The organism is Extensimonas vulgaris (genome assembly GCF_003337425.1).
Taxonomy (GTDB): domain Bacteria; phylum Pseudomonadota; class Gammaproteobacteria; order Burkholderiales; family Burkholderiaceae_C; genus Extensimonas; species Extensimonas vulgaris.
Genome location: NZ_QPJU01000003.1, coordinates 53052 through 78354, shown reverse-complemented (window position 1 = coordinate 78354; position 25303 = coordinate 53052). Strand labels below are relative to the sequence as shown.

Annotated in this window: 23 protein-coding genes and 4 pseudogenes; 12 read left to right on the top strand and 15 right to left on the bottom strand. The window is 60.0% G+C overall.

What is annotated here, in order from left to right; all coding sequences use genetic code 11:
• Positions 1–148: 148 nt before the first annotated feature.
• Positions 149–1075 (top strand): MBL fold metallo-hydrolase, encoded by a 927-nt coding sequence (locus tag DFR45_RS05945; RefSeq protein ID WP_114482794.1) that lies wholly within the window; start codon positions 149–151, stop codon positions 1073–1075.
• Between the two features lie 48 nt (positions 1076–1123).
• On the opposite strand, the gene DFR45_RS05940 is transcribed toward DFR45_RS05945, so the two are convergent.
• Entirely contained in the window at positions 1124–3115 is a 1992-nt protein-coding gene (locus DFR45_RS05940; protein WP_114482793.1) for a lytic transglycosylase domain-containing protein, read from the bottom strand.
• A 16-nt stretch (positions 3116–3131) separates the two neighbouring features.
• Here DFR45_RS05940 and DFR45_RS05935 point away from each other — a divergent pair, with 16 nt between their 5' ends.
• Positions 3132–3704, top strand: coding sequence for a 5-formyltetrahydrofolate cyclo-ligase (locus tag DFR45_RS05935; protein WP_114482792.1), 573 nt, complete (start codon positions 3132–3134; stop codon positions 3702–3704).
• A gap of 234 nt (positions 3705–3938) precedes the next feature.
• Here DFR45_RS05935 and DFR45_RS05930 read toward each other — a convergent pair whose 3' ends face one another.
• Positions 3939–5582: a methyl-accepting chemotaxis protein gene (locus tag DFR45_RS05930; RefSeq protein WP_114482791.1), complete on the bottom strand. Its 1644-nt coding sequence runs from the start codon at positions 5580–5582 to the stop codon at positions 3939–3941.
• A 311-nt stretch (positions 5583–5893) separates the two neighbouring features.
• On the opposite strand from DFR45_RS05930, the pseudogene DFR45_RS14810 reads away from it, so the two are divergent.
• Both DFR45_RS14810 and DFR45_RS05920 read left to right on the top strand, forming a co-directional pair.
• A pseudogene (locus DFR45_RS14810) lies at positions 5894–5983 on the top strand (hypothetical protein); the annotation flags it as partial.
• Positions 5979–6101 (top strand): annotated as a pseudogene (locus tag DFR45_RS05920) (5-formyltetrahydrofolate cyclo-ligase); the annotation flags it as partial. The pseudogenes DFR45_RS14810 and DFR45_RS05920, both read left to right, overlap by 5 nt.
• On the opposite strand, the gene DFR45_RS05915 reads toward DFR45_RS05920, so the two are convergent.
• Positions 6070–6954: a methylated-DNA--[protein]-cysteine S-methyltransferase gene (locus DFR45_RS05915; RefSeq protein WP_114482790.1), complete on the bottom strand. Its 885-nt coding sequence runs from the start codon at positions 6952–6954 to the stop codon at positions 6070–6072. The pseudogene DFR45_RS05920 and the gene DFR45_RS05915 sit on opposite strands and share 32 nt — an antisense overlap.
• Positions 6944–7840, bottom strand: coding sequence for a DMT family transporter (locus DFR45_RS05910; protein WP_114482789.1), 897 nt, complete (start codon positions 7838–7840; stop codon positions 6944–6946). The genes DFR45_RS05915 and DFR45_RS05910 overlap by 11 nt, the downstream gene beginning before the upstream one ends.
• Before the next feature lie 163 nt (positions 7841–8003).
• Here DFR45_RS05910 and DFR45_RS05905 point away from each other — a divergent pair, with 163 nt between their 5' ends.
• Both DFR45_RS05905 and DFR45_RS05900 read left to right on the top strand, forming a co-directional pair.
• A complete protein-coding gene (locus DFR45_RS05905; RefSeq protein ID WP_114482788.1) occupies positions 8004–8687 on the top strand; it encodes a glutathione S-transferase family protein in 684 nt (227 codons plus the stop codon).
• A gap of 66 nt (positions 8688–8753) precedes the next feature.
• Positions 8754–9158, top strand: a pseudogene (locus tag DFR45_RS05900) (multifunctional CCA tRNA nucleotidyl transferase/2'3'-cyclic phosphodiesterase/2'nucleotidase/phosphatase); the annotation flags it as partial.
• A 14-nt stretch (positions 9159–9172) separates the two neighbouring features.
• Here DFR45_RS05900 and DFR45_RS05895 read toward each other — a convergent pair.
• The 6 genes from DFR45_RS05895 to DFR45_RS05870 form a co-directional block, all read right to left on the bottom strand.
• Positions 9173–9964 carry an aldolase/citrate lyase family protein gene (locus DFR45_RS05895; protein ID WP_114482787.1) on the bottom strand — a complete coding sequence of 264 codons (792 nt, stop codon included), beginning with the start codon at positions 9962–9964 and terminating at the stop codon, positions 9173–9175.
• Positions 9965–9973: 9 nt separating this feature from the next.
• Positions 9974–10777 (bottom strand): 2-oxo-hept-4-ene-1,7-dioate hydratase, encoded by an 804-nt coding sequence (gene hpaH / locus DFR45_RS05890; protein ID WP_114482786.1) that lies wholly within the window; start codon positions 10775–10777, stop codon positions 9974–9976.
• Positions 10767–12074 carry an MFS transporter gene (locus DFR45_RS05885; protein WP_158636964.1) on the bottom strand — a complete coding sequence of 436 codons (1308 nt, stop codon included), beginning with the start codon at positions 12072–12074 and terminating at the stop codon, positions 10767–10769. Before DFR45_RS05885 ends, hpaH begins: the two co-directional genes overlap by 11 nt.
• Positions 12075–12766: 692 nt before the next feature.
• On the bottom strand, positions 12767–13621 hold the full coding sequence (locus DFR45_RS05880) for an alpha/beta fold hydrolase (protein ID WP_114482784.1): 855 nt from the start codon (positions 13619–13621) through the stop codon (positions 12767–12769).
• A gap of 32 nt (positions 13622–13653) precedes the next feature.
• Positions 13654–14679 carry a porin gene (locus tag DFR45_RS05875; protein WP_114482783.1) on the bottom strand — a complete coding sequence of 342 codons (1026 nt, stop codon included), beginning with the start codon at positions 14677–14679 and terminating at the stop codon, positions 13654–13656.
• Between the two features lie 136 nt (positions 14680–14815).
• Positions 14816–15571, bottom strand: a complete 756-nt coding sequence (locus DFR45_RS05870) for an IclR family transcriptional regulator (protein ID WP_114482782.1) — start codon at positions 15569–15571, stop codon at positions 14816–14818.
• 583 nt (positions 15572–16154) lie between these two features.
• On the opposite strand from DFR45_RS05870, the pseudogene DFR45_RS05865 reads away from it, so the two are divergent.
• Positions 16155–16358: pseudogene (locus tag DFR45_RS05865) on the top strand (glutathione S-transferase family protein); the annotation flags it as partial.
• Positions 16359–16406: 48 nt separating this feature from the next.
• Positions 16407–17654: a multifunctional CCA addition/repair protein gene (locus DFR45_RS05860; RefSeq protein ID WP_114482781.1), complete on the top strand. Its 1248-nt coding sequence runs from the start codon at positions 16407–16409 to the stop codon at positions 17652–17654.
• A 1-nt stretch (position 17655) separates the two neighbouring features.
• Here DFR45_RS05860 and trxC read toward each other — a convergent pair whose 3' ends face one another.
• From trxC to DFR45_RS05835, 5 genes are all read right to left on the bottom strand, one after another.
• A complete protein-coding gene (gene trxC / locus DFR45_RS05855) occupies positions 17656–18090 on the bottom strand; it encodes a thioredoxin TrxC (RefSeq protein ID WP_114483013.1) in 435 nt (144 codons plus the stop codon).
• A 456-nt stretch (positions 18091–18546) separates the two neighbouring features.
• Positions 18547–19947 carry a D-alanyl-D-alanine carboxypeptidase/D-alanyl-D-alanine endopeptidase gene (gene dacB, locus DFR45_RS05850; protein WP_114482780.1) on the bottom strand — a complete coding sequence of 467 codons (1401 nt, stop codon included), beginning with the start codon at positions 19945–19947 and terminating at the stop codon, positions 18547–18549.
• 145 nt (positions 19948–20092) lie between these two features.
• Positions 20093–20599, bottom strand: coding sequence for an Hsp20/alpha crystallin family protein (locus DFR45_RS05845; RefSeq protein ID WP_114482779.1), 507 nt, complete (start codon positions 20597–20599; stop codon positions 20093–20095).
• Positions 20600–20668: 69 nt separating this feature from the next.
• Positions 20669–21070: an Hsp20/alpha crystallin family protein gene (locus DFR45_RS05840; protein ID WP_114483012.1), complete on the bottom strand. Its 402-nt coding sequence runs from the start codon at positions 21068–21070 to the stop codon at positions 20669–20671.
• Positions 21071–21087: 17 nt separating this feature from the next.
• The gene (locus tag DFR45_RS05835; protein WP_114482778.1) at positions 21088–21519 is read right to left on the bottom strand and encodes an Hsp20/alpha crystallin family protein; all 432 of its coding nucleotides are present in this window, start codon (positions 21517–21519) and stop codon (positions 21088–21090) included.
• 374 nt (positions 21520–21893) lie between these two features.
• Here DFR45_RS05835 and DFR45_RS05830 point away from each other — a divergent pair, with 374 nt between their 5' ends.
• The 4 genes from DFR45_RS05830 to DFR45_RS05815 all read left to right on the top strand — a co-directional run bounded on the left by DFR45_RS05830 (position 21894) and on the right by DFR45_RS05815 (position 25180).
• Entirely contained in the window at positions 21894–22838 is a 945-nt protein-coding gene (locus DFR45_RS05830; protein WP_114482777.1) for a zinc metalloprotease HtpX, read from the top strand.
• 74 nt (positions 22839–22912) lie between these two features.
• Positions 22913–23638, top strand: coding sequence for a tRNA (adenosine(37)-N6)-threonylcarbamoyltransferase complex dimerization subunit type 1 TsaB (tsaB, locus tag DFR45_RS05825; RefSeq protein WP_114482776.1), 726 nt, complete (start codon positions 22913–22915; stop codon positions 23636–23638).
• Positions 23635–24135 (top strand): ribosomal protein S18-alanine N-acetyltransferase, encoded by a 501-nt coding sequence (gene rimI / locus DFR45_RS05820; RefSeq protein WP_114482775.1) that lies wholly within the window; start codon positions 23635–23637, stop codon positions 24133–24135. Before tsaB ends, rimI begins: the two co-directional genes overlap by 4 nt.
• 85 nt (positions 24136–24220) lie before the next feature.
• Complete coding sequence (locus DFR45_RS05815) at positions 24221–25180, top strand: uracil-DNA glycosylase family protein (protein ID WP_114482774.1); 960 nt, start codon at positions 24221–24223, stop codon at positions 25178–25180.
• The last annotated feature ends 123 nt before the right edge of the window (positions 25181–25303 follow it).

The window sequence follows — 25303 nt, the reverse complement described above, 5'->3', positions numbered from 1 at the left end:
CGAAACACCGGCTGTACGCAACCGGCGGAAAATTGGCAAAATCGGGCAACCTTACCAAACAACCGTTCGCTCAGCGAACCTGCGCAGAGCCCGCTGCCATCACGTCGCCCCTGCACCGCCCTTTTACTGCACTCGAAATTTCACCACCATGGCATCTGCACCGCCCACACTCCCGCCAGACATGGCCTTGTTCGAGCGCGGCTGGCTATCGGCCAACAGCATCATTTTCCAGGGCCGCCACGGCACGGCCATCGTCGATACCGGCTACCACAGCCACGGCGCACAGACCGTGGAACTGGTGCGCGCCGCGCTCGGCGGGCGGCCGCTCGAGCGCATCCTCAACACGCATTTGCACAGCGACCACTGCGGCGGCAACGCGGCCCTGCAAAGTGCCTGGCCCGAGGTGCAGACCGTCATCCCGCCCGGCCTCGCGGCCCACGTGCGCGACTGGGACCCGTATGCGCTGAGCTACACACCCACGGGGCAGGAATGCCCGCGCTTTCAGATCGACGGCGTATTAGAGCCGGGCAGCGAAATCCCGCTCGGCGACCGGCTCTGGCAGGTGCATGCCGCGCCGGGCCATGATCCGCACGCCGTGGTGCTGTTCGAGCCGCAGGAGCGCATCCTGATCTCGGCCGACGCGCTCTGGGCGAACGGCTTTGGCGTGGTGTTCCCCGAGCTCGAAGGCGAGAGCGCGTTTGCCGAGGTCGGCGCCACCTTCGACGTGATCGAATCGCTGCAGCCGCGCCTGGTGCTGCCGGGCCATGGGCCCATGTTCAGCGACGTGGCGCGCGCACTCGACGTGGCGCGCCGGCGCCTCGAGGGCTTCATGCAAGACCCGCGCAAGCACGCGCTCTATGCCGCCAAGGTCTTACTCAAATACAAGCTGCTCGAATGGCAGCAGACCACGCTGACCTTCATTTGCGCCTGGGGCGAGGGCACGCCGTACTTTTGCATGCTGCATGAAAACTATTTCGCCGACCAGAGCCGCCGCGCCTGGCTCGAGAGCTTGGCGGACGAGCTCGTGCGCTCGGGCGCGGCACGGCGTGAAGGCGATGTGCTGATCAATGCCTGAGCCCCGGTGCGGGCGTGCGGGCAGCGCTGCCCGCACCCACCCTGCGCCTCAAGGCAGGTCGGCGTTCGTCTGTGCCTGCGCATCGCTGCGCGGCCCCACCTGGCCCAGGCGGGCCTTGAGCGACTGCGGCTGGCCCGTGAGCACTGCCGCGTAGTTGGTGGTGTTGGCAAGCACCTTCTTCACGTAGTCGCGCGTTTCGCTGAATGGCACGTTCTCGGCCCAGATCGCACCTTCGAGCACGGGGCCGTTGCGCCAGTTGCGTGGACGGCCCGGGCCGGCGTTGTAGGCGGCAGCGGCGAGCAGCATGGAGCCGTCGAAGCTGTCGAGCACGAGTTTGAGGTACGCCGTGCCCAGCGTGACATTGGTGTCGCGGTCGGCCAGTTGATCGGGCGTGAGGCCGGTCAGGCCGATCTTGCGCGCCGTCCAGCGCGCCGTCGCGGGCATGATCTGCATCAAGCCCGCTGCGCCCACGCCCGAGCGCGCGTCGAGAACGAAACGGCTCTCCTGCCGGATCAAGCCATAGACGTAAGCCGGATCGAGCCCAATGGCCTGACTGCGCGCCACCACGAGCGACTGCAGCGGCATGGGAAAGCGCTGACGGTAGTCCATCACGCTGCGCGTGCGCTCGCTGGTGTTGATGCAGCGGTCCCACACGTGGCGATCGCAGGCCAGGTCGGCCGCCGCGAGCAGTTCGCGCTCGCCCATGCCGCCGGGGGTGTGCAGATTGGTGGCGTAATTCCACTCGCGCACGCCTTCGCTGCGCAGGCCGAGCGCGATCGCGTAGAGGCTGCGCTGCAAGGCCGCATTGGCGCGCGCGGCGGCTTTTTCTTCTGGCGTGAGCGGCGCGGGCGCGGGCGGCACGCTGACGCGCTGGCCCAGCTCTTCGAGCGCGAGCTGCTCGTAAAAGCCCTGCGGCCCGGCGATGCTCTCGAGCAGCTGGCGCGCCTGGGTGCGCTCGGCGTCGCTCACGTGGCGCCCCGCAAGCAGGGCGCGCGCCTTCCAATACACCCAGGTGCTGTCGCGGCGCGCGTCCTCGCTCATCGCATCTATGGCCTGGCGCACGGCTTTCCACTGGCCCGCGCGCAAAGCGGCGCGCACCTGCCAGGCCAGCATGTCGTCGCTCAGGTCGCGCTCGCGCGTGACGTTGGCAAAGTAGTCGAGCGCCTCGGGCGCCAGGCGCAGCGCCGCCTGCTTGCCTATTGCGCCCCAAGCCCAGTTGCGCTCTTCGGGCGAAAGCTGGCCGGCCCACTTCGCGTCGAGCAGGCGCGCGGCGTTGTCCACGTCACTGGCGGCGAGGCGGATCAGCGCGAGCGTCACGAGCTCCTGGCGCAGCCTGCCGCGCGTGGTGGCAAATGAGAGCAGGTATTTGCTTGGCGACTCGAACATGCTGCGCGCCTCGGGCAGGGCCTCGGGCGCGACGATTTCCACGGCATTGCGCGCTGCACGCGGCTTGTTCGCTTCCACGGCCAGGCGCGCCTTGCGCCAGACGTCGAGCGCGCTGATCTTGCCGTCGGCGTAAAACCGGCTCGCGGCCTGTGTGCAGCCGTCGTCAGCCTCGCGCAGCGCGTACCAGTGGCGGCGCAGCTCGTCGGCGGCGCGCGCGTCGGCGCGGCCCTCGACCTCGTCGATCAGCAGCGCGTAGCAGCGCACCTCATGGTCGTCGCCCATGCGGTAGCCGGGCAGAAATGCCGCAAACTGCGCCCAGTCGCGCCGCTGACCCAAGAGCAGCAGCCAGTCGTTGCGCAGGCGGTCTTCCTGGTAGGTGCCGGCGTAGCGCTGTAAAAAGTCCTGCACCTCCTGCGCGCTGGCTTCGTCGAGGCGCGCGCGCAGCGCCCAATACGCGGCCCAGGGTTCGAGCGCGTGGCCGCGCACCGCGGGCAAAAGCTGTTGCAGCCTTTGCTTGTCGCCTTTGCGAAAGGCCTGCTGCATCTCGAGGATGGTGTCGTCGCCGGGGTTGGGCACCTGTGGCTGCGCAAACGCCAGTGGTGCGCTCACGGCCAGCACGGCGGCGAGCGATGTCAAAATCTTCGACCATTGCATGGGAGAGGATTATCCGATGGACAAAACAGCCCTGCGGCGCGCCCTGGTAGCGCAGCGCCTGAACCTGCCCGACCGCGCGGAGCGCGTGCGTGCCCTGCAGCAGGTGCTGCGCATCTGGCTGCTCGGCCGCCCCGACACCGTGATCGGCGCGTACTGGCCCATCAAGGGCGAGTTCGACCCGCTGCCCGCGCTGCACCGCTGGAAGGAAGACGGCGAGCTGCAAAGCCAGCCCGTGCGCCGGCGCATCGGCCTGCCCGTGATCGACAAGACGCACAAGACGCTGAGCTTTCACGCCTGGTACCCCGGCTGCCCCATGGAACAAGACGCCTACGGCATTCCCAAGCCCAAGGACACCGAGCTGATCGTGCCCACGCTGCTGCTCGTGCCCTGCGTGGGCTACGGGCCGGGCGGCTACCGGCTGGGCTACGGCGGCGGCTTTTACGACCGCACCCTGGCCGCGCTGCAGCCGCGCCCCACCACCGTGGGCCTGGGCTTTGCGCCGGGCTTCATCGACGACTTCGAGCCCGAGCCGCACGACCAGCCACTCGACGCGATCCTCAACGAACATGGAGTGGTGTGGCCGGTGTAGCTTTCAACCCAGATTGTTCATTAGGCGGTGCTGCGCACCTACGCGGGCGTTGGCGGTGGTTTTGGCCGCAACAAAGAAACCCGTCATTGCGAGCCCCGCAGGGGCGCGGCAATCCAGTCCTGTCCTTCGCAGCGTGCGCAGGCGCTGTTGCCAAGGCCCCATGGATTGCCGCGGGCCTTCGGCCCTCGCAATGACGGGGAACCATCATCCCGCGTCCAAATGGACAATCTGGGTTCAACGCAGCTGCGGGCGGTTTTGCACGCGCCAGTCGCGCGGTCCTTGCACCAGGGCGGCCGTGCGCATGGACGGATCGTCTTCGACGCGGAACGCCTCGACGAGCCGTGCAAGCTCCTCGGCTTGCTCTTGCAGTTTTTGCACGATTTCTCGGCTTTTGCGTGCCATTTCACCGTTTTGCTCGGTCATTTGCTCCAGCTGGGTAATGGCGCCATTGACCTGTGCGATGCCTTGGCTTTGTTCTACGGCCGAAGCACTCGTTTCTGCAATGATTTCCGCCGCTTTTTTGACGCCTGCGACGATCTGCTCCATGCGCGCCCCCGCGTCGGCGACGAACTTGCTGCCCGAATCGATTTTTTCGACGCTCGACTGGATCAAGGATGTGATTTCTTTGGCCGCTTCGGCGCTGCGCTGCGCAAGGCGCCGGACCTCCGCAGCGACGACGGCAAAACCGCGCCCTTGCTCACCGGCGCGCGCAGCTTCCACGGCGGCATTGAGCGCCAGGATGTTCGTCTGAAAGGCAATGCCGTCGATCACGCCGATGATGTCCGCGATTTGCTGGCTGCTCTTGTGGATTTCCTGCATGGTGCGCACGGCACGCTGCATCACTTCGCCGCCGTCGCTGGCGGCCGCGGCTGCGGCAGACACCAAGTCGCGCGCTTGGTGCGCAGACTGTTCGTTGTGCTGCACCAGGGTTGCCAGCTGATCGATGCTTTGCGTCGTTTGTCTGAGGCTCTGGATCGCCAGCTCCGTGCGCTCGGCGAGGTCTTGGTTGCTGCGTGAAATTTCGCCGCTGGTATCGCGCAGGCGGATCACACTCGATCGCACCTTGGCCACGAGGTTGTGAAAGCGCGCACGCATCTCCCGCACCGCTGCTATCACGCTCGACTCGTCGCCCGGTTTGGTCGCGACGGCGACCACCAAATTGCCTTCTTGCAGGGCTTGCACGACGGCGCGAACCTGATTGGGCTCGGCACCCAATTCGTGCGTGATGCTGCGCGAAACCCAGACGATCGCGGCCGCGCCGATCAGCACCGCCAGCACCGTGATGACACTCAGGACGACCGCGAATTGGCTTGCCGCATGGTTGGCGTATTCGGTATTCGCGATGATGCGCTGCTCCTCGAAATCGATCAAACGATTGATCGCCGCGAGCCATTCGACGTATTGGGGCTTGGCCTGGCGCCACAGCAAAGCCTCTGCGGCCTGTCGATCTCCGGCTTGCACGAGTTGCACGACTTGCGCGGTGCTGGCCACGGCGCGTTGCTCGACTTCGTGAATCGCCTGCGCCATGGCGCGGACTTCCAGCGGCACACTGCCCGCATTGTCTGCGAGGGTTTTGTCGAGCTGCTGCCCCGCCTCGGCATAAAAAGCGGCAAGGCGTTGGATGGCCTGGATTTCTGCGTCGCGCTCTTTTTCGGTGGGCGCGAGCACCACGTCACGCACGGCGATCGAGCGATCGTGCGCCGACCCCCGGAAGTTGATGGCGGCACGCTGGATGCGCACGTTTTGCGTAGCATTGGCACTCAAGGCCAAGTCGATGCTGCGCGTGACGTACAAGCTATAGACCGCAACACCGAGCAACAGAAGAATGATCAAACCGAACGCAGCCAGCAGACGGTGGCTGACTTTCCAAGTACGCATGGTGGTGTTCCCTGGGCCTGGGTGAATGAAACGGAACGCGACTCTAGCAGCCTGTCGGACTTTGGAATCGTCGGCTGCGAATGTGCCGCAGCGGCCCATTTTTTACCGTTTTCTTGCCCCATAGTCCCGCTATGGGGCGGCGATTCCGGCAAAAACTGGCCTCGCTGGGGCCCATTCTCGCTTTCGACGCCCAAAGTCCGACAGGCTGCTAGCAAAGAACGTAAAACATTGTAGATGTCGTGTACGAATGCGACCATTTAGCGAGGCAGCACGGGGCGGTCAGGGTTGCCGCAGCCCACTACACTTGCCCCATGCAAATCTACATGGTGGGCGGCGCGGTGCGCGATCAACTGCTGGGCCGGCCCGTGAACGACCGCGACTGGGTGGTGGTGGGCGCCACGCTCCACCACCGTGGGGCTGGGCTTTGCGCCGGGCTTCATCGACGACTTCGAGCCCGAGCCGCACGACCAGCCGCTTGACGCGATCCTCAACGACCATGGGGTGATGTGGCCGGTGTAGATCGTTCGCCGCGCCTGGCCGCCTCCCACGCCAGCATCGCCAGCTTGCGATCGGCGCCCCAGCGGTAGTTGCCTGCCGCGCCGCTTTCACGGATGACGCGATGGCACGGAATCAAAAACCCGATCGGATTGACTGCCAGCGCATGGCCCACGGCGCGCTGGGCGTGCGCAAAGCCGGCGTGCTGGGCCAGTTGCCGGTATGAAACCACCTGGGCGAATTCGGTGTGAATCAGCGCCTCCCACACCTTGATCTGGAAATTGGTACCACGTAGAACCAGGTGCACGCTCCCCTTGGTCGGCGTGGCGGGGAAGATTTGCTGCAGCAAGCGTTGCGCGCTGAGGTCATCCTGCTCCAAGTTGGCCCTCGGCCAGCGAGTGGCCAGTTCCTCGAACATAGCGTGTTGATCTGCAATGCAAAACGCGAAATGGCAAACCCCGCGCTGCGTCCAGCCGACCATGGCCTCGCCAAAAGGGGATGCGGCAAAGCCGAAAGAAATTTCCACCCCTGCTCCTGAGGCCTTGACTTCGGCGGGCGTCATGGCTTCGCAGCTCACCATCAAGTCATGCAGGCGGCTGACGCTGCTCAGCCCCGCGTTTTCCGTGACCGACAAGGCATCGCGCGATGCCAGCAACTGCTGCTTGGCGTATTCCTTAGTCAGATACTGCAAAAAACGCTTGGGCGATATGCCCGCCCACTGCGCAAAAATCCTTTGCAGGTGAAAAGGGCTGACATGCACGGCCGCGGCAATTTCTTCGAGCGAGGGCTGTTGCGTGGCGTGCCCGCGGATGAAAGCAATGGCGCGCGCCACGAGTGCATATTGCCGGCTTTGCTCGGCGGATTCATCAAGCGGCATCGGGCTTCCTCCCGGGGAATACGGTGGTAATGGAAAACCCCGTCACCAAGGCCGTTCCCCACAACACCGTCAGGCCGCCCACCAAGGTGTGCCAACCCACGTGCTCGCCCAGAAAGATCACGCCCCAGAGGATGCCGAACACCGGGATGAGAAAGGTCACGGTCAACGCAGGCGCGGCGCCAAGGTCGGCGATCAAGCGAAAGTACAGCAAATACGCTACCCCGCTGCACACCACCCCAAGCGCCACGACCGAAAGCATGACGTGCAACGGCGGCACGCCCGGCAGCGCGGGCGCATGCAAAGCGAACGGCGCCAGCAGCAAGGTGGCCGCCCACATGCTGCCGTGGGCGTTGGCAAAAGGCTCTGCCGACTTGGCCGTTTTGGTGTACGTGGTGGCGATGCCATACGAAAAAGCAGCCCCAAGGCCGGCCGCAATGGCCAGCGCGCCGCCTTGGGGCAACGTGAGCGCCTCGACCCCGGCCAACAGCGCCACCCCCAGCACGCCCAACCCCATGCCGAACAGCGCCTTGGGCGTGAGCCGCGTGCGCAGCCAAACCGCACCGATGGCTGCGGCCCATATCGGCGCCGTCGCATTGAGGACGGACAGCAAGGACGCCGACAGCGTTTGCGCCGCATAGGCAAACAAGACGAAGGGCAGTGCCGAGTTGAACAGCCCCAGCACGAGGTAATGCCGCCAGTGCTGGCGAACCTGCAGGCGCTTGCGCAGGTAGGCACCTACCAGCAGCAAAAAAACGGCTGCAAACCCCACGCGCGCAAAAATCAGCAAGGAGGGGCCCAAGAACGGCACGCCAATGCGCATGAACAGGAATGAAGCGCCCCAGATGGCGGACAAAAGCAGCAGACGAACGAGGCTGGCGGTATTCATGGCATTGCTATGGAATGAAAGCAGGCGCCACGATAGCGGATGCAAGCCCCGTGCATCCATCCGATTCTTGCGCACTTGCAAGCGCAGGCCGCTTCGCCATCGGCTGACCGCCCCGTGCAGAATCGGCGTTGTTTTCGCGACACCCACTTCCAAGGAACCGACCATGCCCAAGCTCTACATCGGCAACAAAAACTACTCCTCGTGGTCCATGCGCCCCTGGGTGCTGATGCGCCAGGCGGGCATCGCCTTCGATGAGGTGAAGGTACGTTTCGACAGCTTCGCACCCGACTCGCAATTCAAGCGCAGCCTGCAAGGCATCAGTCCTGCGGGGAAGGTGCCCGTGCTGGTCGATGGCCCGCTCGTCGTGTGGGACTCTCTGGCCATTGCCGAGACCTTGGCCGAACAGTACCCGGCCAAACAACTCTGGCCGCAAGACCCCGCCGCCCGCGCGCAGGGCCGCAGCGCCTGCGCCGAGATGCACAGCGGCTTTACCGCGCTGCGCAGCCACTGCCCGATGAACATCGAAGCCCGCCTGCCCGACATCGGTGCCCTCGTCTGGCGCGACCAGGCCGGCGTGCGCGCTGACGTGCAGCGTCTGGTGGAGCTTTGGGACGCCTTGCTGCAGGCGTCGGGCGGCCCGCTGCTGCTGGGCCGCTTCAGCATCGCGGACGCGTATTTCGCGCCGGTGTGCATGCGCCTCATCACCTACGGCCTGCCCGTGCCGCCGCACATCGCCGCCTACGTCGAGCGCGTGCGTGCCCTGCCCGGCGTGCAGGACTGGATTGCCGGCGCGCTGGCCGAGCAGGACTTCCGCGCGTTCGAGGAGCCCTATCGGCTGCAGCGCTGAAAACTGCGCCGCCCGGCGCCCTGCACCACCCGCGCCACCCGGCCGCGCCGCCACTACACTTGCCCCATGCAAATCTACATGGTGGGCGGCGCGGTGCGCGATCAGTTGCTGGGCCGGCCCGTGAACGACCGCGACTGGGTGGTGGTGGGCGCCACGCCAGAGCAGATGACGGCGCTGGGCTACTTGCCCGTAGGGCGCGACTTTCCGGTGTTTTTGCACCCGCAGACGCGCGAGGAATATGCGCTGGCGCGCACCGAGCGCAAGAGCGGGCGCGGCTACCGCGGCTTCGTGGTTCAGGCTTCGCCCGACGTGACGCTGGAGCAAGACCTCGCGCGGCGCGACTTGACTATCAATGCAATAGCTATCAGCGCTGATCCAGCAAGCTCTGGAGCCATTATCGACCCTTATGGCGGGGTGCAGGATTTGCAGCGCCGCGTGCTGCGCCACGTGAGCGACGCGTTTCGCGAAGACCTGAAGGTCATATTTTAAGAATGAAGGCTTAAGTTAGTCAGAGATCTTCCCTCCCTCAGCAACGCTTCAGCACCCACTCTCAAAATATACGAATCTGCTCCAGTCGCAATAAAATTAATACCACTTTTTACGTACTCCACGATATCGGACTTATTGAAAGAAAGTATTCCTGTTGGAACATTTCTCTTTTTGGCAGCAAAAATTCCCTCGCAAATTATTTTTTTTACAGCATCAGCAGATGGATTCCCTATGAAACCCATTGATGCAGCCAGGTCGGAAGGCCCAAAAAAAATCGCGCCAACGCCTTCAACATCCAATATCTCTTCTAAATTATTCAAGCCATCCTCAGTTTCAATCTGAAGAATCAAGCATATTTGCTCATCCGCGTCTTGCAAATAATTTTTTATCGCCCCCCAACGCGAAGCCCTTGCCAATCCCGCGCCAATTCCACGAACACCTCTTGGTGGATAACGCACTGCAGATACAAGTTCTCTTGCTTGAGTTGCATTTTCAACCATTGGTATTAATAAATTTTTAACACCAATATCAAGGTATTGCTTTATTGCAGTAATACTGTGATCAGGAAGTCGGACGATGGGCGTCGAGTCATATGGAGCTACGGCCTGCAATTGGGCCAAAATGGAACGCAAATCGTTTGGGGCATGCTCCACATCCAGCAGAATCCAATCAAAACCAATAGAAGCGACGAGCTCGGTAGAGCATGGGTTAGACAAAACACACCACACACCACATTGAACCCCAGGCTCCTTGAGATTATTTTTGAATTTATTATCATGAGTATACATTTAGCCGCCTCAAGCAAACCTAAATGGAATAGAGCCCATTGCCCCATAATCAATGTGGAATACATCCCCCGGCGAAACATCTATTGGGCGCGTAAAAGATCCTGAAAGGACAATTTCCCCTGGTTGCAAAGATTGCCCCCATTTGCTTAACCGATTTGCGAGCCACACAATCCCGTTAGCTGGATGGTTCAATACTCCCGCGGCCACGCCCGATTCCTCGATAGTACCGTTTTTATACAAGAGTGAAGCCACCCAACGCAAATCAATACTTTCTGGCTTTACTGCAGTACTGCCCAAGATAACACCTGCGTTGGCAGCGTTGTCTGAAATGGTATCAAATACCGTACGCATTTTGCCCGTATCTTTATCAACACGCTCAATTCTCGCATCGATTATTTCAACCGCAGGAACAACGAAATCCGTCGCAGAAATTACATCATCAATACGAATATTAGAACCTTCAATTTTCTTTTTTAGCACAAAGGCCAACTCGACCTCAACCTTCGGCTCAATGAAATTAGACATAGGCACATCCCCATTCGCCTCATAAACCATTTTGTCAAATAGAGCTCCGTAATCAGGCTCAGATATCCTGCTATACCTCTGCATGGTTTTAGAGGTGAGGCCTATTTTGTGCCCAACAATGCGCTGACCATTCTTGGATTTCAACTCAACCCATTTTTGCGCAATCGCATAACCATCCTCCAGGGTCATCTCTGGATACCTAAGAGAAAATTGCTTTGTTTGCTTTCGATTTCTTTCGCAATCATCCAATTCCAAAGCCAAATTTTCTATCAATGACTTACTTAGCATAAACTTCACCTTGCTTATGGTTATATTTGACAAAAATTGCCAAAAATATCGGCAGCAAAATAGCGCCGCAACCAAGTACTACCAAAGCCTCCGTAAACCCTCCACTTGACTCCTTGAGCCTGCCAACTACATACGGCCCAAAAAACCCCCCCAAAGCTCCGATCGTGTTAATAGTTGCAAAACTTCCTGCTACGGCATCACCTTTAAGATACTTACCCGGCAATGCCCAGAAAGAAGGCATATTGCCAAATATACCAATAGCTGCAATACAAAACAAAACTATCGTCAAAATAGGTTGATGCGAAAACCCTGAAACAATCAAGGCTATGGAGGCGGCAATCATTGGCGCCGCAGCAAAAGTTACGTAGCGTCCCGTTTTATCGCCAAGGTAACCAAATAACAATACCCCTAGTAGCGCAAAGATATATGGCAAGGCAACCAAAAAACCGATCTGCGAAACGGAAAATGAGAAGCCTTTCAATATTTGCGGCATCCAAAATATCAAACCGAATCCGCTAAATTGAGAACCGAAAGATGCACCAGCAAGAAGCAAAACTGGGAGCGAAAATATCCCCCGCAAAAAGCCGTGTGCTTCTTTTTTCACAGCAACCGCTTTTTCGCTATCTAACAACGACTGGAGTGCCATAAGTTCATTCGAACTAAGCCACTTAGCATCTTTTGGTTTATTAGGAAGAAAAATCGCAATCAGAACCCCGGCAATGACAGCCGGCAACCCTTCGATGATAAACATCCACTGCCAAGTCTTCAGTCCAAGCAATCCATTAAAAAATGGCATCCCCAATATTAAGCCAGAAACAGGGCCACCAATCACAATAGACAATGGCATAGACACCAAAATCCATGCATTTATCTTCCCTCTGTTCTCCTGAGGAAACCAATATGTCATATACAACAAAATACCAGGCAAAAGTCCCGCTTCAGCCACGCCCAGCAAAAATCTAAGCAAATAAAAACTCTGACTGTCCTTAACAAGAAACAAACAGGTCGAAGCAATGCCCCATAAAAATATTATCAATCCAAGCCATTTTTTTGCACCAAAGATCCCAAGAGCATAGTTCGACGGAATTTCAAAAATTATATATCCTATAAAAAATATACTAACTGCCGTGGCGTATACAGTTGGAGAGAATCCGAGATCCTTATTCATCTCCAGTGCAGCAAATGCCACATTAGATCTATCGATAAAGGACAAAAGCAATAACACAGCAAAAATAGGCACCAACTTTCGCTGAACTTTGGTTATTGCAGAACGTAGATATATATTTTGCGTCTCCATATTAAGCTCCATTTTATCTTAAGAATTATTGAAATAATAAATCAGCGTTTATTGAAAGAAATTTTTCAGCACTAGCTTTCAGCGTTTAATATTAGATATAACCTTGAGCGATTAGTAAATTTAGTTCACCAGATCTTATTCATTCGGGAAACCTAAGTTTCGACATCAAATACATCTGCCACGAGCCTTCGTAGCTATATCCGCAGCCGAGATCTTCAACCAAACGTTTTAATCTGGATTCGACAGCCACAAACAAGATTACCAACCTACTTTTTAATTTCTTTCGCGTATAAAGCATTATAAATCATAGATAAACCTCTCTTCTGATTTTAAAATTGGAAAAATAAAATTATCATAATCTCCACTCAACTGACTCGACTTAAATCTTTAAGAACTCAGTCGACCGATCTATTACGGTCAAGCGATTTTATTAAATCGTGTTGACGACAACTATCAAAACAAAAGGAAGAGTGAATTTAACCCAGATTGTCCATTTCGCGATGGACCATGCCTCCAGTAACACCTGCCGGGCAATTTGGGAGCAGCGTCAACGCCCATGATAAGGGGCATCGGCTTCTTATCCGCGCCCAAATTTGCTACCACTCACATTCAGATGATACAACCAGAATGAACGATCTGGGTTTAATTCAAAACAATACCTTCACCTTGAATAGTTAGGCTAATAATGCTCTTCAGCTATTATTAACAACCCCGAAATGCTTCTTAATCATTGGGCCCATAGCATCCCACCGTTGTAGTTGCGCCCAATGTCCAGATCGATCCAAAACATAAAGTTCTGCATTTTTCAGGTGTTGCAATAAATAAAGACTAGTATCCAATGGAACTATTCTATCTTGACGCCCATGGAATATTAAAACTTGATGGGGTAACTTATTCAAAATCGAAGGAGGCATAGCTAGTGCTTCGATGCCAACTTTCATTGAATCAATCATCTTTGCAGCCACCTCCATTGTCTCTGGATCGGTAGCAATCTTATATCTATTGTTTATTATTTCATCCATCCCTTCGAAAGAATCAGGATCGTAGGCAAAGCTGTGCATAAGTTGCTTGTACCTTGCAAATCTAGGGTCGGAATAGAAAGAAAGCAATCTCACCAATTCAGGAGTTCTTGGTGCAGGCGCCCCTATCGAACCCATGAGCACAACTTTGTCAAAACGATCCGGTTGTTCACTTATCATTTGTAAAGTAAGGGCCCCCCCCATCGAGTTCCCAACTACATGAGCTATCTTAATTTGGTAATAATCCATCAAACCCAAACATTGCTCCACGCGAATTCCTATCCATCTCATAATGTTGTCAGGCGCGGGGCTTGGTATCGTTGACTTGCCAAAACCAATCAAATCTGGAGCAATGACAAAAAAATGTTTTGCTAAATCAGGCATCAAATGATACCAATTGGCTGCAGCATTTGCCCCAGGCCCCGCTCCATGCAAAAGAAATACAGCGGGATTTTTTGGGTTGCCTGCCGTAAGCACGCACGAAGTCAGCCCATTAGCTGATACAAAATTCTCAACAACTTCTGTCATAATAATCTCCTTAAAAGTTGACCAATCGAATCTCAAAACCCATGCCTTATTCCAACCAGAAAACTATTCCCTGTTGTTGTGTTTGTTAATTTATCGCTCATTGCCACCGCATACACATCTGTCCTCTTGGAAAAATTATAGTCATAGCCTACAGTAAGTGTTTTTCTGGAAGTATCTACAACGTCTCTTTTGGTTTCTGCAAAAGACCCGAGAATTTTGCCCGATGTAAATATTGGTATTGAAACACCAATTTGTGTAGTCTTGGCCTTACTTGGATTATTGTCAGCTTTAGACTGCCCGTAGCTTAAGTATGTCTTAACCACATTAAAGTCATAGGCCCCAGAAATCATCCAATCCTTTTTCGTAGTCCCGGAATAAGAAATAGGGGGAAAGTTTTTTATTTGAGCACTTTCATAAAATGCCGTCAATGTCAACGCATCTTTGGTATATATTAAATTACCCCCTACATTCTTTTTGCCATTATCACCGGGAATCTCACCAAGTTGATACTGCAAAGTTGCCTTCAGCCCATAAATATTAGGAGTTGTGTACACTATCTGATTTGGCCAGACCGTATCTGCTGGAACAGTTGTAACCCAATGCGCTGACGGAACGTACATGTGCACAAGCAAAGGCGAAACGGTAGTAGAAGCGGCGAATGGATTCGCTAAAACTCCCGGCATGAAACTTGGAGCAAGGCCTCTGCCTAAATAAAAACTACCAAATCCACCGGACAACCCCACATTAGAAGATCTTGAAAAAAATGGATCATTTGTAAATCGTCCTGGCTCACCAGTATCCATTCTGACAAAACTCGTCAGCGAAAAATTAGCCTTGATTCCATTTCCCAGGTCTTCAGAACCTTGCAAGCCAAACCATGAACTTGTAAGACCTCCGCTCCCAACGGCACTAACTCTGGCTGCGTCCCCAGCAAAACGCATTGATCCAGCATAAACATCAAGAACACCTGCCACCTGAACCGAACTTTGAGCAGAAGCGCACGCACAAATGAAAAGGGCAGCTTTACCAATTACACCTTTTAAAAACATTTTTCTCATAATATCTCCTAATTTAATTAATATCGAATACTAAACACTAAGCTAAAAAATTGCGTGTCTTACAAATGCATTTAATCTGGGAAGCACCTCCTTTGGGACACATGGAACTGGATCACAGCTCATTTTAGTTTAAATTCTATTTGTAAATAGTTTTTATTTTGTTTACCATTTCAAGCAGCCGTGGGCCGATATCATTTCTAAGCCTCTCCTCTTTCAGCATAAACGCGGGGCCGCCGCAGTTAAATGACAATAACTTTCCATCAGGGCTTTTGTAAGGCACACCGACAGCCCATATATCAGTCACCCAATCACCTATCGATATACAAAAACCATATTTTGCGTAGTCTTTGAGAGCTTCTCTAATGCCATCCCTGATTTTTACCCAGTCCTCCTTATTTTTTGCTTGCAGACCCTCGAAGATTTCATTTCTTTCTTCGTCTGATGCTCCACAGATATAAGCTCGCCCTATGGATGTCGTCCCAATTGGAAGTCGTGCGCCTATTCCTCTTTGCAAACTAATTGGAGCACTGCTGCGCACGGTGTCGACATATATCATGCTCAGTTCATGGCGCATTCCTATGGAAACTGAAATTTGGGAATACTCCGCCAATTCCTCCATCAATGGTCTTGCAGCAGATCTGACATCTAAATTCGCGATTTTTGCGTGGCCTAAAGCCAACACCCCAATTCCTAGGCTGTATTTACCCAACGAATCTGAGTATTCTAAATAACCGAGTTTACTCAACGTACCGGCTAGTCGTGACACTGTCGGCTTTGGAATGCCAGTGCGGCGGGCGAGCTCGCTTACTCCTACATACTGATCGTTAGGATTAAAACATTTAAGCAACTCGAGGCCACGCGCCAACGCATTAACAAATTGACGATCTTTCATTTTTCACTTCTATAGCCTTCATTTTAAAAGTAAAGCTTACAGAGTTATCCCAGCAAAGTAACGCAAAGATTTCAACTCAAAGCCAAAAAAATCCCACGAAACCTTCTCTACGATCTAAAATTTTTCGCTATTTTTCCACAGCATATTCTTAAAACAATACGTAGCCCAGCGCGAACAATGCACATGCTTCAAGAGAAAGCTAGCCACTCCTGCTCACGCATAATAGACTAGGGTTTTCACCTATTTACTAACTGAATTTTTTGGATCGCGCGGTTTGTTTTCTGTATTACCGATCCCGTTGATTTATTAATCCTAGCACGGAATCTTGGTGCGTGGTGTTTTTTGGTTCAATGTATCGCATAGCGAACCATCTGATTCGCAGATTCGCCGACTTAGTGAACCACTGGCAACTCACACATATGCCTTCCCTACTTTCTAAAAGGTCAATTGCACCCCTAGCGCCCTAGCTGGAGTGCTATCAAATTCGATCGTTTGGCCGATGCCGTGCCCAAACACAAGATCAAAGCTCGAGAAGACTCTGGGAGCCCCTCTGCAACGCATTGCCTTGTTGACGCCGCATCAACTGCAGAGTTACTTCAGCAACGTAGACGCGTATTTCGCGCCGGTGTGCATGCGCCTCATCACCTACGGCCTGCCCGTGCCACCGCACATTGCCGCCTACGTCGAGCGCGTGCGTGCCCTGCCTGGCGTGCAGGACTGGATTGCCGGCGCGCTGGCCGAACAGGACTTCCGCGCGTTCGAGGAGCCTTATCGGCTGCAGCGTTGAGAACCGCGCTGCCCAACCCGTCGGCCGCGCCGCCACTACACTTGCCCCATGCAAATCTACATGGTGGGCGGCGCGGTGCGCGATCAGTTGCTGGGCCGGCCCGTGAACGACCACGATTGGGTGGTGGTGGGCGCCACGCCCGAGCAGATGACGGCACTGGGCTACCTGCCCGTGGGGCGCGACTTTCCGGTGTTTTTGCACCCGCAGACGCGCGAGGAATATGCGCTGGCGCGCACCGAGCGCAAGAGCGGGCCCGGCTACCGCGGCTTCGTGGTTCAGGCTTCGCCCGACGTGACGCTGGAGCAAGACCTCGCACGGCGCGACTTGACTATCAATGCAATAGCACTCAGCGCTGATCCAGCAAGCGCTGGAGCCATTATCGACCCTTATGGCGGGGTGCAGGATTTGCAGCGCCGCGTGCTGCGCCACGTGAGCGACGCGTTTCGCGAAGACCCGGTGCGCATCCTGCGCGTGGCGCGCTTTGCGGCGCGCTTTGCCGACTTCAGCGTGGCGCCCGAGACCCTGCAGCTGATGCGCGAGATGGTGGCGCATGGCGAGGCCGACCACCTCGTGCCCGAGCGCGTGTGGCAGGAGCTCGCACGCGGACTCATGGAGGACAAACCCTCGCGCATGTTCGAGGTGCTGCGTGAATGCGGCGCGCTGCGCGTGCTGCTGCCCGAGGTGGACAGGCTCTGGGGTGTGCCGCAGCCGCCGCAGCACCACCCCGAGGTGGACACCGGCGTGCACCTGCTGCTGGTGCTGGACATGGCCGCGCGCCTGCACGCGCCGCTCACGGTGCGCTTTGCCTGCCTCACGCACGACCTGGGCAAAGGCACCACGCCGCCCGACATCCTGCCGCGCCACATCGGCCACGAGCAGCGCAGCGTGCAGTTGCTCAAGGGCTTGTGCGCGCGCTGGCGTGTGCCCAACGACTGCCGCGAACTCGCCGAAGTCGTGGCGCGCGAGCACGGCAACATCCACCGCAGCGGCGACCTGGGCGCCGCCGCGCTGGTACGCCTGCTCGAGCGCTGCGACGCGATCCGCAAACCCCAGCGCTTCGAAGAAATCCTGCTCGCCTGCGAATGCGACGTGCGCGGGCGCCTGGACTGCGAAGATGCGCCCTACCCGCAGGCCGCGCGGCTGCGTGCGGCGCTCGCGGCGGTGCAATCGGTTGCTACCAGTGAAATAGCTGCCCGCGCCCAGAGCAAGGGCCTCGGCGGCGAAAAAATCGGTGAACTGATCCACGCTGCGCGCGTGGCTGCGGTGGCCCAAGCCTTACAGCCATCGACGCATTGACTCAGCGCGCCGAACGTACCCAGCGCACGATGTCGGCCGCGCCCATGGCACCCGAGACGCGCGCCGCTTCGCGCCCGCCGCGAAACAGGATCATGGTCGGGATGCTACGAATGCCATAGCGTGCAGCGATGTCCTGGTGCTCTTCGGTGTTGAGTTTTGCGAGGCGCACTTCGGGTTCGAGCTGGCGCGCGGCCTCGGCAAAGGCCGGCGCCATTTGGCGGCACGGACCGCACCAAGGCGCCCAGAAATCGACCAGCACGGGAATCTGGTTGCGCCCGATCTGGCGCTCGAAACTCTGTGCATCGAGCTCCAGCGGCGCGCCCGTGAACAAGGGTTTGTGGCATTTGCCGCAGTTGGGCGCGCTGCGCAGCTGCGTGGACTGCACGCGGTTCGTGGTGTGGCAATGGGGACAGACGATGTGCAAGGCTTCGGTCATGGTGGTCTCGCAGTGGAAAACGGGGAAGGATTCGCTGCCTTGCATATCGGGCTGCCAGCGTGCGGTTCAACCCAGATTGTTCATTAGGACGCGGGATGATGGCGAGGCGGCTGGCGAGGCAGTTTGGTTGCGGCTGAGAAGTCCATGGCCGGCGCCATGGACGCCGAAGCCGCGGCCAAAATGACCGTCAGACGTCCGCCAGCGCCCGCGTAGGCGCGAAGCGCCGCCTAATGGACAATCTGGGTTCAACCCAGATTGTTCATTAGGACGCGGGATGATGGCGAGGCGGGTGGCGAGGCAGTTTGGTTGCGGCTGAGAAGTCCATGGCCGGTGCCATGGACGCCGAAGCCGCGGCCAAAATGACCGTCAGACGTCCGCCAGCGCCCGCGTAGGCGCGAAGCGCCGCCTAATGGACAATCTGGGTTCAACCCAGCGCAAAAGGATGATGGGCGTTCGTCAGGGCTGCACGTGCACCCACTCGACGAGACGCTCGAGCGCCGGGCGGGCGGCCGCGGCGTTGGGGTGGTTGACGAGCGCCACGAGCACCCAGCGCCGGCCGCTGGGCGCATCGACATAGCCGGCGATGGCCACCACGTCGTGCAGGCTGCCCGTCTTGAGGTGCGCCTGGCCTATGGCGCCGGCCTGGTTGCGGCGCAAGGTGCCATCGACGCCGAGAATGGGCAGCGAGGCGGCGAGCTCGGGCATCACGGGCGCGCGCCAGGCGCTTTGCAGCATGCGCCCGAGCGCTTGCGCGCTGATGCGCGCGCTGCGGCTCAGGCCCGCGCCGTTGTCGAGCTGCGGCGGCGCGGCGTCGGGCAGGCGCTCCCGCCACCACTGGCGCATGATGGCGCGTGCACCCTCGCGCGTGGCGACGCCGTTTTTTTGCAGCGCGAGCGTGAGGAAGATCTGCTGCGCCATGACGTTGTTGCTGAACTTGTTCACGTCGCGCACCACTTCGGCCAGCGTGGGTGAACTCGCGCTGAACATCGGCTGCAGCCCCGCAGGCACGCGCCCGTAGCGCACGCTGCCATCGAGCCGCCCACCGAGCTCGCGCCACAAACCCGCGATCGCCTGCGCGGCGAAGTTCTGCGGATCGGCCGCCGCCACGGGCCAGAGGCGCTCGCCACAGGCCGCCGGGTAGCTGCCGCGAAATAGCGTGCGCCGCGGGTCGGCCAGCTCCGCACGCAGGCCCGCGCGCCAGTCGCCGCAGGGCGTGCCGGCAGGCGCGAGCGGCACCTGCGTCTGGCGCTGCACGCCCGCGAGCGGCAGATCGTATTGGATGCGCGCGATGCCCGCGGCCTCGTCGGGGACGAAGGTCATGGCGACGGCCTGGTAGTTGAGCAGCAGCGCGTCGGGCGCGGCGTTGTAGGGGCGCAGCGGCTCGCCGTCGAAATCGGCCGGGTCTTGCGGCGGCAGCTCGAAGGCCGTACGGTCGAGCACGATGTCGCCAGCGATGCGCTCGATTCCCTGCGCCTGCACGCGCTTGAGCAGCAGCCACAGGCGCTCGGCCACGAGCTTGGGGTCACCCTGGCCACGCAGGTACAAGTTACCGTGCAGCGTGCCGCCCTGCACCGTGCCATCGGCATAGACGGGCGTTTGCCAAGTGAAGGACGGGCCGAGCAGGTCGAGCGCCGCGTAGGTGGTGACCAGCTTCATGACCGAGGCCGGATTCATGGGCGACTGCGCCCGGTGCGCCAGGCGCGGCGGCTGGCGTATGTCCTGCGCGTCGGCCACCCAGACAGCCAGCGCCTCACGCGGCAGCTGCGCCCGTGCCAAAGCGGCTTCTACGACCGCAGGCAAGGCGGAGGCTGCTACCGAAGGAGAAGTATCCGCCGCCGTCGGCTGGGCTCTGGCCATACCGACGCAGAGGACGGCCACGCAAAAAGCCCGGGCGGCCCCCAGCGAAATGCCGAAGACCCCACGGGCCACCGAATATGAAAGAAAAGGTGCGCCCGACATGGGAGGCGAGTGTAGAACGCCCCGATGCCGCTGCACCTGCGCCTTACTCGACCGGCACGCTCATCGGCAGTGGTTTGCCAGGCGCGGCCTTGGGCAGCTCGATGCGCAGCACGCCGTTTTTGTAGGTCGCACGGGCGCCATCGGCGCGCACGGGAACCGGCAGCGGCACCTTGCGCTGGAAGCTGCCGTAGGCGCACTGCATCACGCGCCAACGGCCTTGTGTACCTTCGCGTTCGAAGCGCTTTTCGCCGCTGATGTCGAGCGTGTCGCCGCGCACCTCGACGCGCAGGTCGCTCTTGTCCATGCCCGGCAGTTCGAGCCGCACGACCACGCGCTCTTCATCTTCGAAAACATCGGCACCGAGCACGGCCCAGTTGCGTGAGGGCAGGAAAAAATCCTCATCCATTTCAGACTTCGCCGGCAGCTGCGTTTGCGCACCGGGCTTGAAGCGCGTCAAAGCCCCCGCCGCAAAGCGCGTAAGGCTGCGCCAACCCTCGGCGAGGTTGTCCCACAGGGCACCGACGTTTTCTTTCAAGGACTCCACTTTCATCGCCAACCTCCATTGAACAAAAACGCCTGGCAATACACCAGGCGTAGCGTTTTTGCTGGCCAAGCGCGCTCAGGCCACCTGCACTTCGATGCGCCGCGGTTGGGCGTGCTCGGCTTTGGGGATGCGCAGGCTCAGCACGCCTTGATCGAACTTCGCCTGCGTCTTGGCGGGATCGAGCTCCTTGGAGAGCGTGAACACGCGCCGGTAGCGCGGCAGGCCGACTTCGACGTGGCTTGCCTCCATGTCTTGCGGTATGTCGAGCGCGACCTCCCCTTCGATCGTGAGCGTGTCGGACTCGATTTGCAGGTTCAGCTTGTCCTTGGGCACGCCGGGCAGGTCGGCATACAAAGTGATGCCGCCAGCATCCTCGATCACGTCCACGGCTGGCTGCAGCGTGAAGTCTTCCTGCGCTTTGTCGGCTGCTTTGTTGACCGCGTTGGGGGCGGTTTGGGTGACTTTGTTTTCGCTCATGGTGCAACCCTCCTCAATCATTCGATGGTGATGCGGCGCGGCTGGGCTTCTTCTTTGCGCTGGATGCGCACGTGCAGCACGCCATCGCGATACTTTGCTGCCACCGAAGCGGGATCGATGTCGTCCGGCAGCGAAATGACGCGGCGGAAACGCCCCGCAAAGCGCTCGTTGATGTGCACGGTGGCTTTTTCAGGCACCTCGGGGGCCTTGCGCTCGCCCGAGAGCGTCAAAATGCCTTTTTCGATTTGCACGTCCAAGCTCGCTGGATCGAGACCGGGCGCGAAGGCGTAAATCTCGACCGACTGGGGCGTGCCGCCGATATTGAGCGCCGGAAAACCGCGCGCAAAACCGCGAATGCTCGGCCCCAAGCCCAATGCTTGTTGTACTTCGCGCTGCAGGCGGTCGAGGTCTGCAAGCACGGAGCCCGGAAAGAGAGAACGGTAATACATAAATCTAGCTCCTTTCTCTATCGGTTCTGGTTCAGGCACTTCTCACAGCACCTTTCATCCTTCAGTTAAGGAAGCATGGGCTGTTTTCAAGGCTTGCGCGTGTACGAAAATCCCGCCGCACCTCGCTTTTTGCCTTGCATCAAAATGGGCGCTGCGCTGCCTCCCTGGCAGCCTGTAGGGCTTTGGGCGTCGATAGCGAGAATGGGCCCCAGCGAGGCCAGTTTTTGCCGGATTCGCAGCCCCCATAGCGGGACTATGGGGCCAGAAGCCGGTAAAAATGGGCCGCTGCGGCGCATTCGCAGCCGACGATTCCAAAGTCCGACAGGCTGCTGGGGTGGCTTCATTCGCTTGCTCACTGTTGCCGATATTTCGCCATGCCCTCTGCCTGGACTCGCCACCGCCTCTCGAATCGCCTGCAAACCCTCGCACTCGTGGGCTTGCTGCTGGGTATTTGCGCGCTCGCGGGCCAAATGTTGCTCGGGCGCACGGGTTTGTGGCTCGCACTCGGGTTTGGCACTGCGGCGCTGCTGCTCGAACCCGCCGCTGCCGCCCGGCTTACGCTGCGGCTGTACCGCGCACAGCCCATCACGCCGCAGCAGGCGCCGCAGCTGTGGGCGCTGCTGCGCCAGCTGGCCGAGCGCGCGGGCCTGCCCAGCGTGCCGCAGCCTTATTACGTGCCCAGCGCCGTGGTCAATGCCTTCACGATAGGCAACCGGCGTCGCGCCGTGATCGCGCTCACGGACGGGTTGCTGCGCACGCTCTCGCCGCGCGAGCTCACGGGCGTGCTCGCGCACGAGGTCGCGCACATCGCCCACGAAGACCTGCGCGTGCTCGGACTGGCCGATTACGTGAGCCGCCTCACGGGCATGTTTGCGCTCGCCGGACAAATGATGCTGCTGCTCGCGCTGCCCTGGCTCGCCACGGGGCTCGCGCAGGTGTATTGGCCGGGTTTGCTGCTGCTCGCTTTCTCGCCCCAGCTGGCCATGCTGTTGCAGCTGGGCCTGTCGCGCGTGCGCGAGTTCGACGCCGACCAGACCGCCGCACAGCTCAGTGGCGACCCGGAAGGGCTCGCGCTGGCCTTGGCCAAAATCGAACGCAGCGCGCGCAACTGGCGCTCCTGGCTGCTGCCAGGCTGGGGCGAGGCCGAACCCTCGTGGCTGCGCACGCACCCGCCGACCGCCGAGCGCATTCGCCGCCTGCGCGAGCTCGCGGCGTCCATGCCGCAACCCAACGGCCAACTCCCCAGCCCCGACGACGTCCGCCCCGCCGCGAGCGCGCCACGTCCCGCACGCTGGCATTGGGGCAGTTTTTGGCATTGATTTTGGCAACCAAGGCTCATTGATACTGCGTAAGAAGCTATGATTTTTATATTCCTCCCCGCCGCCATCACGCCATGAAGCTGCTCGCCTTCGACACCAGCACCGACACGCTCAGCATCGCCGTGCAACACGGCACTGCCCTCTGGCAGCACAGCGGCCCGGGTGGCGCACAGGCATCTGCGACGCTGATCCCCACGCTGCGCACGCTGCTCGCGCAAGCGGGGCTGTCGTTCGACACGCTGGACGCCATCGCCTTCGGCCGCGGGCCGGGCTCGTTCACGGGGCTGCGCACGGCCTGCGCGGTGGCGCAGGGGCTGGCGCTGGGTGCGCGGCAAGGCCAGGGCGTGCCCGTGCTGCCCATAGACACCTTGCTCGCCGTGGCCGAAGAGGCACGCCACCAGCACGGCTGCACGCAGGTCGTCGCAGCGCTCGACGCGCGCATGGACGAGGTCTATGTCGCACAGTACCGCTGGAGCGCGGGCCACTGGGAATGCACGCTGCCGACCCACCTGAGCGCACCCGAAGCCGTGCCACTGCCGCCCGGCTGGACGCTCGCGGGCAATGCCGCCGTCGTGTATGGCGCCCGCCTTGCAGCCCACAGCTGCCCCGAGAGCCTGGCTGCACCCGTGTTTGCGGCGCTGCCCACGGCCACGGCGCTGCTGCGCCTGGCCCCGGCGCTGCTCGCTGCCGGGCAGGCCGTGCCCGCGCGCGCCGCGCTGCCGCTCTACATCCGCGACAAGGTCGCGCAGACCACGGCAGAGCGCGCCGCCGCGCGCCACGCTGCTGCCACTACGCCATGAACGCCCGGCTCCAAGACCCTGCCGCACCACAAGCGCCGCACGCGCTGCCACCCGAGGTGCGCCTAGCGCCGCTCTCGCTCGAGCGGCTCGACGCCGTGCTCGGCATCGAAAAAGTCGCCTACTCCCACCCTTGGAGCCGCGGCAACTTCATCGACACGCTCGCGGCCGGCTACCAGGCGCAGGTGTTACTCGGCGGCGATGAAGTCATAGGCTATTACGTCGCCATGCTCGGCGTCGATGAGGCGCATCTGCTCAACCTCACCGTGGCGCCTGCATTCCAGCGGCAAGGCTGGGCGCGTGTGCTGCTCGACGCACTCGGCCTGTGGGCGCGCGGGCGCGGCGCGCAGTGGCTGTGGCTCGAAGTGCGCGTGAGCAACCTGCGCGCCCAAAAAATCTATGCCGCGCACGGCTTTCAGCGCGTGGGCGTGCGCAAGCGCTACTACCCCGCTGCCGCCGGCACGCGCGAGGATGCCATCGTGATGAGCCTGCGCTTGTAGGCCCGCTGCGTCGCCTCTTGCTGCGCCCGCCACCTCGCCCACCACTTCGCCCTCTTTCTCGCTCCCGCACGTTTACCATCGCCCCATGAGCCTGCACCTCGATGCGCGCCAGCGCGCCATGCTGCAAGAAATGGGCATCGCCCTGTGGCTGCCGCAGCCCGCGGCCCGGCCCCCGCAGCCTGCACAAACGCCCCGTCCAGCCCGCCCAGTCCTGGCCGGCGCCCCCCAGCCCAATGCCGCGGCAGACGCAGCCCTGGCTGCGGCCGAAGCCGACGTCGGCATCCAACCCGAGGGCGCCACGGCGCCACACACCCCTGCGCCACCCCAGACGGCGGACGCCATTCCCACCGCCGCTCCGGCCGCAACGCGCCCTGCCTCGCCACGCAGCCAGGCGGTCTCGCCCATCACGCCCGTCACTTCCCGCACTGGCGCAGCCGCCGACAAGCTGCCTGCGGCCCTGTACGTGCACGCGCTGCAGGCACTATATCCGCAGGCCGACGCACAGCAGACGCCACCCGAACTCGGCACCGGCTGGCTCATCGTGACCGAAACACTGCCGCCCACCAACCCACACGCCGCAGCCGCGCGCAAGCTGCTCGACAACATGCTGCGCGCGCTGCGCCTGCACCTGCACCCGCGTGTGTTCCTGCTCGCGCTCGAACGCCCCGCGCCGCACGCCGGCGCCGCACCTGCATCCGCCGCTGCAGGTGCCGATCTATCCCCCGCGTTGCCTGGCAACGGCGCCCCGGTCACCACATCCGTGCCCAGCCTCGTCGCCAGCGCCGACATCCCCGCCACACTCGGCGCCGCCGTGGCTGAATTGCAGCCGTCGATGGTGCTGCTGCTGGGCCTGCTGCCCGCGCGCGCGGCGCTGGGGCGCACCGACCCCTTGGGCGCGCTGCGCGCCGGCGCGCACCAGATAGGCCCCGCGCCCGCGGTCGTCAGCTACGCGCCGGACTTCCTGCTGCGCTCCCAGGCCAGCAAGGCCGCCGCCTGGGCCGACCTGTGCCACGCGCTGGCCTTGGTGCGTAGGCGTTGCACATAACGCCAGGCTTCGCTTTTCCACTCGCGCGGCCCATTTTTGAGCTATGTCAAGCGCCATGCATGGCAGCGCTTGCTTTTCATCGTCTGCTCTTTTTCCAGCCTTACCATCGAGTCCAGATTCCTC